Source organism: Streptomyces sp. NBC_00080 (genome assembly GCF_045041255.1).
Classification (GTDB): domain Bacteria; phylum Actinomycetota; class Actinomycetes; order Streptomycetales; family Streptomycetaceae; genus Streptomyces; species Streptomyces coriariae.
The window spans coordinates 9,452,506-9,467,761 of record NZ_CP108235.1 but is presented as its reverse complement, the minus strand read 5'-3'; the positions used below and the strand labels follow the sequence as shown (position 1 = coordinate 9,467,761).

The 15,256-nt window shown below is 72.0% G+C and carries 10 protein-coding genes and 1 pseudogene; 8 read left to right on the top strand and 3 right to left on the bottom strand.

What is annotated here, in order from left to right:
- Positions 1 to 201 precede the first annotated feature (201 nt).
- The 6 genes from OHU34_RS42260 (at position 202) to OHU34_RS42235 (ending at position 7,468) form a co-directional block, all read left to right on the top strand.
- Positions 202 to 1,254, top strand: coding sequence for a 3-keto-5-aminohexanoate cleavage protein (locus OHU34_RS42260; RefSeq protein ID WP_405771777.1), 1,053 nt, complete (start codon positions 202 to 204; stop codon positions 1,252 to 1,254).
- A 194-nt stretch (positions 1,255 to 1,448) separates the two neighbouring features.
- A complete protein-coding gene (locus tag OHU34_RS42255) occupies positions 1,449 to 2,423 on the top strand; it encodes a quinone oxidoreductase (protein ID WP_230195856.1) in 975 nt (324 codons plus the stop codon).
- A 60-nt stretch (positions 2,424 to 2,483) separates the two neighbouring features.
- On the top strand, positions 2,484 to 3,398 hold the full coding sequence (locus OHU34_RS42250) for a TauD/TfdA dioxygenase family protein (RefSeq protein WP_405771773.1): 915 nt from the start codon (positions 2,484 to 2,486) through the stop codon (positions 3,396 to 3,398).
- Positions 3,399 to 3,430: 32 nt separating this feature from the next.
- Positions 3,431 to 4,849, top strand: a complete 1,419-nt coding sequence (locus tag OHU34_RS42245) for an MFS transporter (RefSeq protein ID WP_405771770.1) — start codon at positions 3,431 to 3,433, stop codon at positions 4,847 to 4,849.
- On the top strand, positions 4,846 to 5,430 hold the full coding sequence (locus OHU34_RS42240) for an RBBP9/YdeN family alpha/beta hydrolase (protein ID WP_405771767.1): 585 nt from the start codon (positions 4,846 to 4,848) through the stop codon (positions 5,428 to 5,430). Before OHU34_RS42245 ends, OHU34_RS42240 begins: the two co-directional genes overlap by 4 nt.
- A gap of 37 nt (positions 5,431 to 5,467) precedes the next feature.
- Positions 5,468 to 7,468 carry an acetoacetate--CoA ligase gene (locus OHU34_RS42235; RefSeq protein WP_405771764.1) on the top strand — a complete coding sequence of 667 codons (2,001 nt, stop codon included), beginning with the start codon at positions 5,468 to 5,470 and terminating at the stop codon, positions 7,466 to 7,468.
- 940 nt (positions 7,469 to 8,408) lie between these two features.
- On the opposite strand, the gene OHU34_RS42230 is transcribed toward OHU34_RS42235, so the two are convergent.
- The 3 genes and pseudogenes from OHU34_RS42230 to OHU34_RS42220 all read right to left on the bottom strand — a co-directional run.
- Positions 8,409 to 9,503 (bottom strand): YeiH family protein, encoded by a 1,095-nt coding sequence (locus OHU34_RS42230; RefSeq protein ID WP_405771762.1) that lies wholly within the window; start codon positions 9,501 to 9,503, stop codon positions 8,409 to 8,411.
- Entirely contained in the window at positions 9,500 to 11,029 is a 1,530-nt protein-coding gene (locus OHU34_RS42225; protein ID WP_405772543.1) for a long-chain-fatty-acid--CoA ligase, read from the bottom strand. The genes OHU34_RS42230 and OHU34_RS42225 overlap by 4 nt, the downstream gene beginning before the upstream one ends.
- A 198-nt stretch (positions 11,030 to 11,227) precedes the next feature.
- A pseudogene (locus tag OHU34_RS42220) lies at positions 11,228 to 11,977 on the bottom strand (TauD/TfdA family dioxygenase); the annotation flags it as partial.
- Between the two features lie 381 nt (positions 11,978 to 12,358).
- Between OHU34_RS42220 and OHU34_RS42215 the strand changes: the two are divergent.
- Together OHU34_RS42215 and OHU34_RS42210 are read left to right on the top strand one after the other, a co-directional pair.
- The gene (locus OHU34_RS42215; RefSeq protein ID WP_230195848.1) at positions 12,359 to 13,480 is read left to right on the top strand and encodes an AraC family transcriptional regulator; all 1,122 of its coding nucleotides are present in this window, start codon (positions 12,359 to 12,361) and stop codon (positions 13,478 to 13,480) included.
- 546 nt (positions 13,481 to 14,026) lie between these two features.
- The gene (locus OHU34_RS42210) at positions 14,027 to 14,878 is read left to right on the top strand and encodes a slipin family protein (protein ID WP_142268246.1); all 852 of its coding nucleotides are present in this window, start codon (positions 14,027 to 14,029) and stop codon (positions 14,876 to 14,878) included.
- Positions 14,879 to 15,256: the final 378 nt, after the last annotated feature.

Below are 15,256 nucleotides of genomic sequence, written 5' to 3'. Positions count from 1 at the left end.
CACCGCAGAGACGCGGGCGGCCACCGGAAGGGGCACACCACTCCCCCGTGCACATCCCCTTCGCACGGGCCGGTCACAACCGGCTCACCAGGCCCGCGTCCTCGGCCCCGCATCGACCCCTCGCCCCGGTTCGCTGCCCGCGCGCACCTCGCGCAGGTCGCCCGCGACGTGGGTGACCACCGATCCGACAGGAGACGGACCGTGCACTTCCACGACGACTCACTCTTCCCCGAGAACCAGGAAAAGCTGGTGATCCAGGCCGCTCCCTACGGGCCGGAATGGCTGCCCGGTGACGCCGACGACCTTCCTCTCACGATGGACGAGCACGTACAGGCGGCCGTCGACTGCTACAACGCCGGCGCGACCGTACTGCACATCCACGTGCGCGAGCTCGACGGCAAGGGCTCCAAGCGGATGTCCATGTTCAACGAGCTGCTGGGACGGCTGCGCGAAGCCGTGCCGGACATGGTCCTCCAGATCGGCGGTTCGATCTCGTTCGCCCCCGAGGACGAGGGCAGCGAGGCCAAGTGGCTCAGCTACGACACCCGTCACCTGCTGGCTGACCTCACACCGGCGCCGGACCAGGTGACGATCGCGATCAACACCAGCCAGATGAACATCGTCGAGATCATGACCGACGACGACCTCGAGGGCACCTCGATCGCCAAGCCGGAGTACTACAAGGCCTATCGCGACATGGTCGTCGAGGCCGGCCCGGACTTCTACCTGGAGCACCTGAAGCGCCTGCACGCCGGCCGCATCCAGCCGCACTTCCAGCTCGCCACGCCGGCCCAGTTGGAGACCGTGGAGCGGCTGATCCGGTCCGGCGTCTACACCGGTCCGCTCATCCTCAACTACGTGGCCATCGGCGGCGGCTTCGCAGGCCGCCACCCCGCGGACCTGATCGAGTTCGTCCGCCGCACTCCGGACGGCGCCGTCCTCACCATCGAGAGCTCCATGCGGGCCGTCGCGCCGATGAACGCGATCGGCATCGCGCTCGGCGTCCATGTGCGCGTGGGCAACGAGGACAACCTGTGGCGACGCAAGGGCGAGCGCATGACCACCGTCGAGCAGGTCGAGCAGATGGTCCAGATCTCCGAGGCACTGGGCCGTGACATCGCCACCGGCGCCGAGGCCAAGAAGATCTACCGGCTCGGGGAGTGCTACGCGGACGCCGATGAGACCCTGGCCCGGCTCGGCATGGTGCCGAACCGCCGTCCCGGACAGCGCGGTTTCATGCTCCGCGACGTCTGATCTCGTCCGTTCGCCTCCGGGCACGCCACCACCGCGCTGGACCACCGCGCGGCGCTCCGCTCGGCGCGCGCGGCCCGAGGGGCCGCCGGAGCAATCCACTGACTCCGGCGGCTCCCTCCTCCCATTCCACTCCCCGCGGCCGCCGTGCCCCCGCACACCCGGCAGGCGTCCGCGACGAACAACGGAGCACTCCCGTGGCACACGCCGTTCGCTTTCAGGAAACCGGCGGTCCCGACGTCCTGAACTGGGAAGAGGTCGTCGTCGGCGACCCCGGCCCGGGCGAGGTGCGGATCCGGCACGCGGCGGTCGGACTCAACTTCGCCGACACCTACTTCCGTACCGGCCTGTACCCGGCGCCGCTGCCCGCCGGGCTGGGCGTCGAGGCCGCCGGTGTGGTGGAGGCCGTGGGCGAGGGGGTGACCCACGTCGCCGAGGGCGACCGGGTGACGTACACCGGCAGCCCGCTGGGCGCGTACAGCACGGAGCGGGTGATGCCTGCCGACTCCCTGATCAGGCTGCCGGACGCGATCGGCTTCGAGACGGCCGCCGCGATGACCATGCGCGGCCTCACCTCCGCCTACCTGCTGCGCAGGATCCACCCCCTGAAGGCCGGCGATACGATCCTGCTGACCGCGGCGGCGGGCGGTGTCGGTCTCATCCTCTGCCAGTGGGCGAAGCTGCTGGGGCTGACCGTGATCGGCACGGTCTCCACCGAGGCCAAGGGCGAGCTGGCCCGCGCCCACGGCTGCGACCACGTCGTCCACTACCGGCGCGAGGACGTCGCCGCGCGGGTGCGCGAGCTGACCGGCGGGGCCGGGGTGCCGGTGGTCTTCGACAGCGTCGGCGCCACGACGTTCGCCGGCTCCCTCGCCTCGCTGCGGCGGCGCGGCCTGCTGGTGTGCTTCGGCACGGCCTCCGGGCCGGTGCCGCCGATCGACGCCATGCAACTGGCGCTCAAGGGATCGCTGTTCGTGACCCGGCCCGCGCTCGCCGACTACATCGCGGACCCCGCCGAACGGGCCGAGCTGGCAGGCGAGCTCTTCGGCCACGTCGCCTCCGGACGGATCACCGTCGAGGTCAACCAGCGCTTCGCGCTGGAGGACGCCGCCTGGGCGCACCGCGACCTGGAGGCGGGGCGGACCACGGGGTCGTCCGTCTTCGTCCTCTGAACACGCCTTTCCGGCAGATCGCCTGACTGCCGTTCACGTTCCTGACCAGGAGGAAGCCCCGTGGAAAAGACCCTCGCCCCGGTGGAGAACGCACCCGCGACGGTGCGCGCCCACTCCCTCGGCTCGATCAAGGTCGAGCCGCTGACCTGCACCATCGGCGCCGAACTCGGCGGCGTGCGCCTCGGCGACGCCGCACGCGACGAGGACCTGTTCGCCGAGATCAAGGCCCTGCTCCTCCAGTACAAGGTCCTGTTCCTGCGCAACCAGGACATCACCCGCGCCGAACACGTCGCGTTCGCCGAGCGGTTCGGCGCGCTCGAGGACCACCCGGTGGCCGGCAGCGACCCCGACCACCCCGGCCTGGTCCGCATCTACAAGGACCTCGACTCCCCCGCCGAGCACTACGAGAACGCCCTCCACACCGACGGGACCTGGCGTGAGGCGCCCGCCATGGGGGCCGTGCTGCGCTGCGTGGAGTCGCCCCTGGTCGGCGGGGACACCATCTGGGTCAACATGGTCGAGGCGTACCGCCGGCTGCCGGACCACGTCAAGACCCAGATCCAGGGCCTGCGCGCCCGGCACAGCATCGAGGCATCCTTCGGCGCCGTCATGCCGCAGGAGAAGCGCCACGAGCTGAAGGCCCGCTTCCCGGACGCGGAGCACCCGGTGGTGCGCACCCACCCCGAGACCGGGGAGCAGATCCTCTTCGTCAACAGCTTCACCACGCACTTCGTCAACTTCCACACGCCCGGGAACGTCCGCTTCGGGCAGGACTACGCCCCCGGCGCGCACCTGCTGCTCAACTACCTGCTCAGCCAGGCGGCGGTCCCGGAGTACCAGGTGCGCTGGCGCTGGCAGCCGAACAGCGTGGCCATCTGGGACAACCGCTCCACCCAGCACTACGCCGTCCAGGACTACTGGCCCGCCGTCCGCAAGATGGAGCGCGCCGGGATCACGGGCGACAGACCGTTCTGACCTTTTCTTCAGAAGCTCTCGAGGTGATGACAATGGCGTTCCCCACCACTGAGCAGTCCCCGCCGGAGACGGCGTCCCCGTCCGTCTGGCCGGTGTCCCGGCGTTATGCCTGGGTCGTTTTCGCACTGAGTTTCGGCCTGCTGCTGTCCGACTACATGTCACGGCAGGTCCTCAACGCCGTCTTTCCCATGCTGAAGGCCGAATGGCTGCTGTCCGACGCCGAGCTGGGCTCGCTCAGCGGGGTCGTGGCGCTGGCGGTCGGCGTGCTGGCCTTCCCGTTGTCCCTACTGGCGGACCGCTGGGGCAGGGTGCGGAGCCTGCTGATCGCCGCCGCCGTGTGGAGCCTGGCGACGCTGGGGTGCGCGGTGTCCGCGGGCTATGGCGAGATGATGACCGGCCGGATCTTCGTCGGCATCGGTGAGGCGGCCTACGGCAGCGTCGGGATCGCGGTGGTCCTGAGCGTCTTCCCGCCCGTGCTGAGGGCCACGCTCTCCGGCGCCTTCATCGCGGGCGGCGCCTTCGGCTCCGTCCTCGGCGTCGCGATCGGCGGCGCGGTGGCCGAGGCGTTCGGCTGGCGCTGGGCGTTCGGTGTGATGGGCGTCTTCGGGCTGGTGCTCGCCGCGTGCTACGGCGTCGTGGTCACCGAGAAGCGGCTGCGGCCGCGGGCGGAGGCGGACGCGGACGCGGACACGAGGAACGCGGCGGGCGCCGGTGCGGCCACCGGTGCCCGGCCGGAGGCGGGCACCGTCGAGGACGCGGCCACCGCCCCGCGCGAGCATCTGCGAGCCCTCCTGCCGCGGTTGTTCTCCTCCGCCTCGGTGATCGGCGCGTACGTCGGCAGCGGGCTCCAGCTGTTCATCGCGGGCTCCCTCATCGCCTGGCTGCCCAGCTACTTCGACCGCTACTACCACCTGCCCACGGCTCAGGCCGGCGCCGCCGCCGGGGTTTTCGCCCTGGTCATCGGTGTGGGGATGATCGGCGGCGGGATCGTCTCGGACCGGATCAGCAAAGCGCGGCCGGTCAGGAAGTGGTCTGTCGCGATCGTCTGCAGCCTCGGCTCGCTGGTCCTGCTGCTGACCGCCTTCCGCCTCCCCACCGGCTCGCTCCAGATCATGACGCTGGCGGCGGGAGCGGTGCTGTCGGCCGGCACGGCCGGCCCGGCCGCCGCCATGGTGGCGAACCTGACCCCGGCGTCTATCGCCGCCACGGCGTTCGCCACCCTCACCCTGGCGAACAGCCTGCTCGGCCTGGCTCCTGGCCCCGCGGTCACGGGCATGCTCGCCGACCGGACGAGCCTGCTCGACGCACTCCGGCTCGTCCCGCTCGTCGCGCTCGGCGCCACCGTGGCCTTCGTGGTCGGCCGGCACCACTACGAGCGGGATCTGCTCCGCATCACCGAACTGTCCGGGCCTGCCGGGCCGGAGAGGACGCGAACGGAGGTGTCCTCATGACCCGCACCGCAACCCCGGCGATCGTGATCGTCCCGGGCCTGCGCGACCACGTGGACGGGCACTGGCAGACCCTGCTCGCCGGCCGGCTGGCCGAGGCGGGCCGCACCGTCCGCACGGTGCCGCCGCTGACACATGACGGACTCAGCCGCAAGGCCCGCGTGGCCGTGCTGGACGAGGTGGTCTCGCGGCTCGCGGGGCCCGTCGTCCTGGTCGCCCACAGCGCCGGCGTGATCACCACCGTGCACTGGGCCCAGGAGTATCGGGCCGACGTCCGGGGTGCGCTGCTGGTCACCCCGCCGGACTTCGACGCTCCGCTGCCGGAGGGCTACCCCGCTCCCGACGTGCTGGCCGGGAACGGCTGGACGCCGGTCCCCCGGTCGGCGCTGCCCTTCCCCAGCATCGTCGCGGCCAGTTCCGACGACCCGCTGGGCGGCCTGGACCGCGTCCGTGCGCTGGCCCTGGCCTGGAAGAGCGGGTTCGTGGAGCTGGGAGCCGTGGGGCACCTCAACCCCGCCTCCGGCTACGGCCCGTGGCCGGAGGCGGAGGAACTGCTCCGCGAACTCGACCCCGATCACGGCTGAGACACCGCCCCGGCCGGCGGCTCCCGGAAAGGCATCGATGAGCACCGACACCAACACCGACACCGATCTCCTCTGGTCGCCCGGTCGCCGTGAGACGCGGGACTCCAACGTCGCGTCCTTCCTGCGGTGGCTCGGCACCCACCGGGAGTTGCACTTCCGCGACTACGCCGAGCTCTGGCGGTGGAGTTCCACCGACCTGCCCGGCTTCTGGTCCGCCGTATGGGAGTTCTACGGCCTGGACGCCGTGTCCGGCTATGACGAGGTGTTGGCGGACGCCTCCATGCCGGGCGCCAGGTGGTTCACCGGCGCCCGGCTGAACTTCGCCGAACGGTGCTTCGCGCACGCCACCCCCGACCGCCCGGCCTTGGTCTTCGTGGACGAGGACGGGACCCCGGTGGAGACCTCCTGGGAGGAGTTGCGCCGACAGGTCGCGGACGTCGCCGCCGCGCTGCGCCGGATGGGCGTGGGGCCCGGCGACTGCGTGGCGGGCTGGCTTCCCGACCTGCCGCAGACCGTCGTCGCGCTGCTGGCCACGGCCTCCCTCGGCGCGGTGTGGACGGTGTGCTCCCCTGACTTCGGCACGCCCAGCGTCCTCGCCCGGCTGCGGCAGGCACGTCCGGCCGTCCTGGTGGCGGCGGACGGCTACCGCTACGGCGGCAAGCGGTACGACAAACGCCCGGTGGTCGCCGAGCTCGTCGAGGGGCTGCCCTCCCTACGACACGTACTCGCGGTCGGCCACCTCTTCCCCGCGCCGGACGAGCCGTGGGCGCCGCGGACCGACGTACGGCAGCATTCCTGGTCCGCGCTGCCGGCTGCGGAGGAGCCGCTGGAGTTCGCCGACGTGCCCTTCGACCACCCCCTGTGGATCCTGTGGTCGTCGGGGACCACCGGGGTGCCCAAGGGGATCGTTCAGGGCCACGGCGGCATCGTCGTGGAACTGCTGAAGGCCCTCGGCCTGGGCGCCGACCTGCGCGCCGAGGACCGCTATCTGTTCGTCACGTCCACCAGCTGGATGGTGTGGAACTTCCTGGTCGGCGGGCTGCTGCACGGCAGCACCGTCGTCCTCTACGACGGCAGCCCCACGTTCCCCGATGTCCACGGCGCCTGGCGGGTCGCCGAGCGGACCGGAGCCACGATGGTCGGGGTGGGGGCCGCCTACCTCGCCGCCGGGGAAAAGGCGGGCGGGAACCCAGCGGCCGGACTCGGTCTCGGGGCACTGCGCTCGATCCTCCAGACCGGCTCGTCGCTGCCGCCGGGCACCTGGCGCTGGGTCCACGACCGGCTCGCGCCCGGTGTCTGGCTCCAGTCGGTCTGCGGCGGGACCGACGTGTGCTCCGTCCTGGCGGGCGGCTCCCCGCTGCTGCCCGTGCGGGTGGGCCGTATCCAGTGCCCCGCGCTCGGCGTCGCGCTGGCCGCCTGGGATCCCGAGGGGCGGCCGCTGACCGGGGAGCAGGGCGAACTGGTGCTGACCTCGCCCCTGCCGTCCATGCCGCTCCACTTCGTCGGCGACCCCGACGGGGCTCGCTATTGGGACAGCTACTTCGACATGTATCCGGGTGTCTGGCGGCACGGCGACTGGGTCACCGTCCATCACGACCTGTCGGTCGTCGTCTCCGGCCGGTCGGACTCCACGCTCAACCGTATGGGCGTGCGCATGGGCTCCGCCGACCTCTACACGGTCGTCGAACAGTTCCCCGAGATCGCGGACAGCCTCGTCGTCGGTGTGGAACTCCCGGACGGCGGCTACTTCATGCCCCTGTTCGTGGTCCCGGCCCAGGGGACCGATCTGGACGACGCGGTGTGCGAGCGCATCGCGGCCGCCGTCCGGCGCCGGCTGTCCCCCCGCCACGTGCCCGACGTCATCCTGCCGATCGCCGCGGTGCCCCGCACCCTGACCGGGAAGAAGCTGGAGGTGCCCGTCAAGCGCATCCTCCAGGGCGCCCGCGTCGACGAGGTGAGCAGCGCGGGCGCCGTCACCCATCCCGAGATGCTGGGCTGGTTCGCGGAGTTCGCGGGCCGTTCCGCGACGGAGAGGTGAGCCGCGCCCTCGCGCGGACAGAGAAGACGCCGCGGCCCATCCCCATGGGCCGCGGCGTCTTCGTGGGCGCCGGGTGGTGACCAGGAGGTGCGCTCGGGCTTGGCACCCGGCGGGACCCGTGGATCCCCGTGGTGCCGACGGAGTCGTCCGTGATGGCGGGGGGACACACGCTCCGGTCCGCGGCGATGCGCATCACATGCTGTTCCGTGGGCATGACGGCGTGCCGGGCGTCCCCATCGGAATCTCCCCAGTCCTGCCGGACTTCTCGCGACCCCACCGGTCCGACACCGAGTTCCCTCTCGACGGCGGCCGGTTCCCCTGGGCGCAGGGGAACGCGCCGGTCATGCCGATGAAGCAGTAGGCGCGGTCAGCTCACCGGAGTCGCCCCCGGCCCAGGCGTGGTGGTCGACGATGCGGTCCGGGCCGAAGTACTGAGGTCCCCGACCCGTGCGGTCGGTGTCCGCTGCCGGGCGGGTAAGTCCGGGCGAGGGGCGTCGGTCTCCTGTGTCAGACGGATCCGGCCGTGGGCGAGGGTCCGGCCCGGGATGGGTCTGGCGACGAACACCCCCTGCCGGTACGCCAGTTCGGTGCCGCTTGCCAGTCCATGCTCCGCCGTTGCCGGAGGCCGAGGGTGTCGGCCGCCTCCTCCGGCCCGGCGTCCCGCGGCGCGAGCGATGACGTCCTGTAACCGAAGGACATGATCCCTCCCGCCGTGATGCCCCGGGGTCGACGCGGGGATCATCGCAGACGGCCCCGACAAGGGCGGCGCACGCCGGTCGTCCTTGATGCCGCCCGGGGGCTGACGCGCGGGCGGCGGGCCGGGGAGGACGGCGTCTCGCGGCCTCCGTCACGACCGGGCCGCCGGCACCCCGAAGACCCGGCCCTCTCGGTGGGGGCGCGGGCCGGGGTGCCGGCGGCCGGATCCGTCTCGGCGGGGGCGTTACGACAGGCCGCCGCCGAAGGCGTACTGGAGGGCCAGGCTGGAGGAGGAGACGACCACCCACAGGCAGGCGCCCAGCAGCAGGGGGCGGGGGCCGGTGCGGCGCAGGGCCGTGAGGTCGGTGGACAGGCCGACGGCGGACAGCGCGACGGTGATGAGGAAGACGGAGAGCTCCTTGAGGCCCGGGTGTGCCGTGGCCGGGACGAGACCGGCGCTGTTCGCCGCGGCCGCCAGCAGGAAGGCCACGAGGAACCAGGGCACCAGCCCGGCCGGCCGCACCGGTGCGGAGGGGGCGGAGCGGGCGCGGCGTCCGGCCAGGAGCGCCAGGCCCAGACAGACCGGGATGATCATCAGGGTGCGGGTCAGCTTGACGACCACCGCGTCGTCGACCGCGCCGGGGCCGTAGGCGGTGGCGACGGCCACCACGGACGACATGTCGTTGACCGCGGTCCCGGCGAACAGGCCGAAGACCTGGGGATCCATGCCGATGAGGTGGCCGACCAGGGGGAAGACGACCACCGCGGCGATGTTGAAGAGGAAGATCGTCGAGATGGCGTAGGCGACCTGTGCGCTCGCGGCGCCGATGACCGGGGTGACCGCGGCGATCGCCGACGCGCCGCAGATACCGGTGCCTGCCCCGATGAGGGTGCGCAGATCGCCGCCGACGCCGAGCCGACGTCCGATGACACGGGCGGCGAGCAGACAGGCGGCCAGGGAGCCGATCATGACCGGGAGGGAGCCGGCGCCCACGTGGAGGACCTGGGTGAGCGACAGTTGTGCGCCGAGCAGGGCGACCCCGGTCTGGAGGACGGGTTTGCCGGCCAGGCGCATCCCGGGCGTGAGGCGGGGGGCCGGACGGCGGACGGCGGCGACCAGGACGCCGAGGACCACGGCGGTCACCGGACCGCCGAGGACGGGGAGCCGTTCGCCCACCGCCATGGCCACCACCGCGAGGACCAGGGCCACGGCCAGCCCCGGTATCCAGGACCCGCGCATCGGCCGGACGGCGGCCGCCGGGGCGGGGGCGGAGTCGCCCGGCCGGGGGCCGCGGTCCGGGGTGGAAAGGGGCTCCCGGGCGTCCGGCTCCTTCCTCATGAGTCCGAGTCCCGTCCGCCGGTGTGCTCCGTGGCCTCCTGTTGCGCGACGACGATCTCGCGCTTGAGGATCTTGCCGGTGGGGCCCTTGGGGAGCGCGTCGGTGAAGGTGACGATCCGCGGATACTTGTAGGCGGCCACCCGTTCCCTGACGAAGTGCCGGATCTCCTCGGCGGTGGCCTCCGCCCCGTCCCGGAGGGCCACCACGGCCGCGATCTCCTCGCCGTGGACTTCGTGCGGCACACCGACCACGGCGGCCTCGACGACGGCCGGGTGCTCGTAGAGGACCTCCTCGATCTCGCGCGGGTAGACGTTGTAACCGCCGCGGATGACGAGGTCCTTCTTGCGGTCGACGATGAAGTAGTAGCCGTCCTCGTCGACGCGGGCGAGGTCGCCGGTGTGGAACCAGCCGTCGCGGACGGCCTCCGCGGTCGCCTCGATGCGGTTGCGGTAGCCCTTCATCACGTTCTCGCCGCGGATCGCGATCTCCCCCACCTCGCCGGGGCCCACGTCGGTGCCGTCGTCCGCGACGAGCCGGGCCGCGACCCCGCGGATGGGCACCCCGATCGAGCCGGCCTTGCGGGGGCGGTCCGGGGGGTTGAACACGGCGACCGGCGCGGTCTCCGAGAGCCCGTAACCCTCCAGCACCGTGACGCCGAATTCCCGTTCGAAGCCGTGCAACACCTCCACCGGCAGGGAGGCGCCGCCGGACACGGCGAGGCTGAGCCGGGACAGGTCGTGGTCCTCCGGCACCCCGGCGTTGAGCAGGGCCGTGTACATCGTGGGGACGCCTAGGAAGACGGTGACCCGGTCCCGGTGCAGGATCCGCAGCGCCGCGGCCGGCTCGAACCGCGGCAGCAGGGTCAGGGTGGCGCCGGCGACGACGGCGGCGTTGAGGGCGCAGGTCTGCCCGAAGGCGTGGAACAGCGGCAGGCCGCCGAACAGAACGTCGTCCGGCCCGATCCGGATCAGCGTCTCCACCGTCGTGACCGCGTTGGTCGACAGGTTGCGGTGGGTGAGCTCGGCGCCCTTCGGGGTGCCCGTCGTCCCGGAGGTGTAGAGGATGACGGCGGTGTCGCCGTCCGCCCGCCCGACGACCTCGGCCATGGGATCGGCCGCCCGGGTCAGGGCGGCGAACTCCACGTCGGTGACCAGGCACTCCACCCCGGTCTCGGCTGCGGCCTTCGCCACCTCCGCCGCGAAGAGGGGGGCCGTCAGCACGATCCGGGAGCCGGAGTCCTCCAGGGCGTGGGCCACTTCACGGCACTTGAGCAGCGGGTTCATCGGGACGACGACACCGCCGGCCCGCAGGATGCCGTAGTAGGCGACCGGGAAGAGGGTGACGTTGGGCATGACCAGCGCGACGCGATCGCCAGGCCGGACACCCCGCTCCCGCAGGAGGGCGGCGACGCGTGCGGCCTCGTCGTCCAGCTGGGCGTAGGTGAGGGCCGTGTCGTCCTGGCGTACGGCGATCCGGTCGCCGTGAGCTCTGGCCGATTCCGCCAGGGCTGCCGCGAGGTTGTTCATTCGTCGTCCGTTCCGTCGGGGCCTGAGGGGTGGTTGTGAGGGCGGCAGGAGCCGCCGGTGTCGCCGGAGCCGGGGATCGTGACCAGGTCGCGGGGGGGCGATCCCGCCGCGGCCGGAGCCGTCCGCGGCGTGCGGGAGGTCACCCCAGAAGTGCGGAGGGAGGTCGCGTCCCTGGCGCTGGGTCAGCCAGAGCCGCAGCAGGTGGCGCTTGCGTTCGGGCTCGGCGAAGTCCTCGTACTGCGTGCGGGAGTGCAGGACCGCGTAGTTGTTGACCAGCAGCAGGTCGCCGGGCTCGAGGTCGAGGTCCAGGCGGTGCCGGGGGGAGCGTGCCGCCTCGTCGACGAGGTCGAACAGTTCCACGTCGGCCCGCTCCAGGCGCGGGACCCCAAGGATGCGCTGGGCTGACTCGAGGCAGCGGCGGTGATAGCGCATGCTGAGCTTTCCCCGGTGCCAGGTGGCGAGGGGGGCCGCGTGGTAGGGGCGCTCGCCGGGGGCGTGTTCACCCCGGCGGTCGAGGTAGTGGGTGCGGTACAGCCGCTTGACGAGGTCGGGGCGGCGCGCCAGGACGGCGTTGTGGACCGCGCCGGCACTTACGAGGGAAGTACGCGCGCCGGCGCGGGGCGGAGCCAGGCACAGGAGCCCGAGCACGTCGGACCCGTCGGTGTGGAAGGGCAGCGCCGCTCTCGTCTGATAGCCGCGCGTGGACGGGTCGGCCAGGGTGCGTCCGGTGTCACGGACGTGACCGAGCATGTGACCGGCCGCGTTCTGCGACACCGGGACGCCCAGGTGCTGCCCCAGCCCCCAGAACAGGGTGCTCGCCGCCGCCCGGCTGTACCGCTCGACGGGGATACGTCTGACCAGGACGAACCCCCGGCCGTTCTCCAGCACGTCGACGACGCGTTCCAGCACGCCGGCCAGGGTCGGCAGCGGGAAGTCGGCGGGGCCCACCTTCAGCAGCGGTACACCGCGCTCGCGGACCGCGCGCAGGGCGGACTCGAGCTCCTCGATCTGCTCGGGCGACAGCCGCAGGACCCACTCCTCAGGGTCGGCCAGGTCCGCCCCGCTCCAGACGGCCGGACCCGTGCAGGGCCGGCGCAGCACCTCGATCGCGTTCGTGTCCACCGCGGACACACCTCTCCCCTTCGAGCGTCTGATGGATTCCGATGGAGCGGTACGGATGTCCTTGCGTCCCCCAGCTGTCTCGGCGCCGGATTCCGGGGGGTTCACTCCATCGCGAGTGGTGCCACAGTAGGGCAGCCCGCGTCGTGTCGCTTGACGTGGCGTGACGTCTGGCTTATCAATCAGGGACACACCCCGGGGAGTGCGCCCATGATGAAGCCCCTCGTCCGCAACGCCGCCCTGAGCGGCTACGTGGAGCTGAGCCAGTCGCTCGGCATCGATCCGCGAGCCCTGATGAAGCGGGTCGGCCTGGACCCCGCCGGCCTTGCTGTCCAGGACCGGTGGATCTCCGGCGTGGCCGTGATCCAGTTGCTCGAGCTGTCGGCGGCGGCCGCTCGCCGGGAGGATTTCGGCCTGCTCCTCGCCGAGCGACGTCGCTTCTCCAGCCTGGGGCCCATCAGCCTGGTCATTCGCGAGGAGCCGGACGTCCGCAGCGCGCTCGAGCTCCTCATCCGGCACGAGCACATGTACAACGAGCTGCTGCACAGCAGGCTGTCCGAGGTGAACGGCCTGGCCACGCTCAAGGTGAGCCTGGAGCCGGGGGAGACGGCGGCGTCCCGCCAGTCCGTGGAGCTGGCCGTGGGCGCCTTCCACCAGGTGCTGCGCACGTTCCTCGGCGCGCGCTGGCAGGCACTGTCCGTGTGCCTTACGCACGGTGCGCCGAAGGATCCCGGGAGCCACCAGCGCGTCTTCGGTCCCGTGGTGGAATTCGACGGCGAGTTCGACGGGATCGTCTTCTACGCCAGCGACCTCCGCGCCCCCAACCCCCTGGGGGATCCGATGCTGCGGACCTACGCACGGCAGTTCTTCGACGCCATCGCGACCTCGCGGGACACGACGGTGCTGGACCGGGTGCGGGACCTGATCGAGGTCCTTCTTCCGACCGGCCGGTGTTCCATCGAGCAGGTCGCCGGCAGTCTGGGGGTCGACCGTCGGACCGTGCACCGGCACCTGGCGGCGTCGGGCGAGACGTTCTCCTCCGTCCTCAACGCGACGCGCACCCACCTGGCGGAACAGCTCGTGCCCAACCCGAAGCGTTCGCTGACGGAGATCTCCGGCCTGCTCGGGTTCTCCGCGCCGAGCGCCTTCTCCCGCTGGTTCCGTGAGCAGTTCGGCTGCAGCGCGCGGGAGTGGCGCACCCGACGTGCCGAACGGAGCCGGAGGAACGGTGACCCCGGAGGAGCGCCGGAAGGGGCACCCGGGTACGGAAATCCGTCCCACCCCGGACAGCCGCGGGGCCCAGAAGCGGACCCGGCCAGACTGGCGCCGTAGGCGCACCTCGTCGTCTCTTTGCCGTTCCACATCGCCTTGCCGGTGCGTCCGTAGCACCCGTCGGGCCGGTCTTCGGCGGGCAGGTCGCCCTTGGACGTCGCCACCGAGGCCACCGTTGCCCGCCTCAGCCTGCGGGTCACCGACGACGGCCGCGGCATCGACCCTGCCCGGACCCGTCGCAGCGGACCGGCCAACCTCCACGCTCGCGCCGCTGAACCCTCGCTCCCAGCCGCCCCGGCGGCACCACCCCGGAGTGGACCGTTCCCCTCCCCGCCGGCAACCGCTGAGCCTCCCCGAACGGCCCGCGGCACACCGGGGCCGTTCGGCCCAAGCGCCGACCGCGCCCGACGAGGGATGCTGGACGTACGGCGGGTCCGCGGCCGCTACCGCAACCCGCGCCCCCGCCCGAAGTGACAGCGCGGCTCTCACGGCGGCCCGAGCACATGGAAAGCGTGCCGGCCCCCCGCGGCTCACGCACCGCCGCTCCACCCCCGTCCCCGGGACCTCGCGCGGCAACGACGTGGTCCTCCTCCTGAGGAGCAGCACATGGGAGTCCTGATCTTCGTTCTGGTCGTCGTCGCGGTTCTTGTCGCCGTGGTGCTCGCGATGGCCGTGAAAATCGTCAAGCAGTACGAGCAGGGAGTGCTGTTCCGATTCGGCCGCCTGGTGGGCACCCGGGATCCAGGGCTGCGGTTCATCATCCCGTTCGTCGACGTCCTGCACCGGGTGTCGCTGCGGATCGTCACCATGCCCATCCAGTCCCAGGGCATCATCACCCGGGACAACGTGAGCGTGGACGTGTCGGCGGTCGCCTATTTCCGGGTGGTCGACGCGGTGAAGTCGGTCATCGCGGTCGAGAACGTGAACGCGGCGATCAACCAGATCGCCCAGACCACCCTGCGCAAGGTCGTCGGGCAGCACACCCTGGACGAGACGCTCTCCGAGACCGACCGCATCAACCTCGACATCCGCGAAATCCTCGACGTCGCCACCGTCGAATGGGGCGTGGAGGTCACCCTGGTCGAGCTCAAGGACATCCAACTGCCCGACAGCATGAAGCGGGCGATGGCCCGCCAGGCCGAGGCCGAGCGGGAGAAGCGAGCGAAGATCATCAACGCGCAGGGCGAGTCCCTGGCCGCCGCCGCGCTCGGCGAAGCCTCCGACACGATGATGGCCCACCCGCTGGCCCTCCAGCTGCGCAACCTGCAGAGCCTGGTGGAGATCGCCGTGGACAAGAACAGCACGGTCGTCTTCCCCGCACCGCTCATGAGCACCATCGGCGAACTCGGCGCCTTCCTGGCCCGGGAGACGGCAGCGGCCGCCCCCCAGGCGCTGCCCACCGACCTCACCAAGACGATCCCCGCCCCCACACCGAACGGCGTGCCCGAGACCGTGTGACCGTCGTAGTCGCAGAGGGCCGCCCGGCCACGCATCACGGCCGGGCGGCCCCTCTGCGACCTTCGGCCCTTGGTCGCACGAACGCGCCGAACGATTGAGAATCGCGTACTCCGCGACCACGGCCATGGCCGTCGAGGCAGAAAACAGGACCCAAGGACGCCCCCACCTGCCAGCAACGCCGTCCCCGTTCCGGACGGCGAGGCGAAGGCGCGTCGCGGCCACGGTCCCGCGTCGCCCGCTCGGCCGGCTCGAGTCCGCGACGGACGAGCGCCCGGACGCCCCTGTGTACACGAAGCGAGCGGCCGCCGAATCGGACACGCCCCTCCCCAGCAAAGCCATGTCTTCCGACGAACCGCATCGACATGGGACTGGTAAATG

Coding starts and splice junctions, on each gene's coding strand:
- OHU34_RS42235 (WP_405771764.1), top strand. CDS start 5,468: ATGAGCACCGACACCAACACCGACACCGATCTCCTCTGGTCGCCCGGT.
- OHU34_RS42245 (WP_405771770.1), top strand. CDS start 3,431: ATGGCGTTCCCCACCACTGAGCAGTCCCCGCCGGAGACGGCGTCCCCG.
- OHU34_RS42230 (WP_405771762.1), bottom strand. CDS start 9,503: ATGAGGAAGGAGCCGGACGCCCGGGAGCCCCTTTCCACCCCGGACCGC.
- OHU34_RS42225 (WP_405772543.1), bottom strand. CDS start 11,029: ATGAACAACCTCGCGGCAGCCCTGGCGGAATCGGCCAGAGCTCACGGC.
- OHU34_RS42210 (WP_142268246.1), top strand. CDS start 14,027: ATGGGAGTCCTGATCTTCGTTCTGGTCGTCGTCGCGGTTCTTGTCGCC.
- OHU34_RS42240 (WP_405771767.1), top strand. CDS start 4,846: ATGACCCGCACCGCAACCCCGGCGATCGTGATCGTCCCGGGCCTGCGC.
- OHU34_RS42215 (WP_230195848.1), top strand. CDS start 12,359: ATGATGAAGCCCCTCGTCCGCAACGCCGCCCTGAGCGGCTACGTGGAG.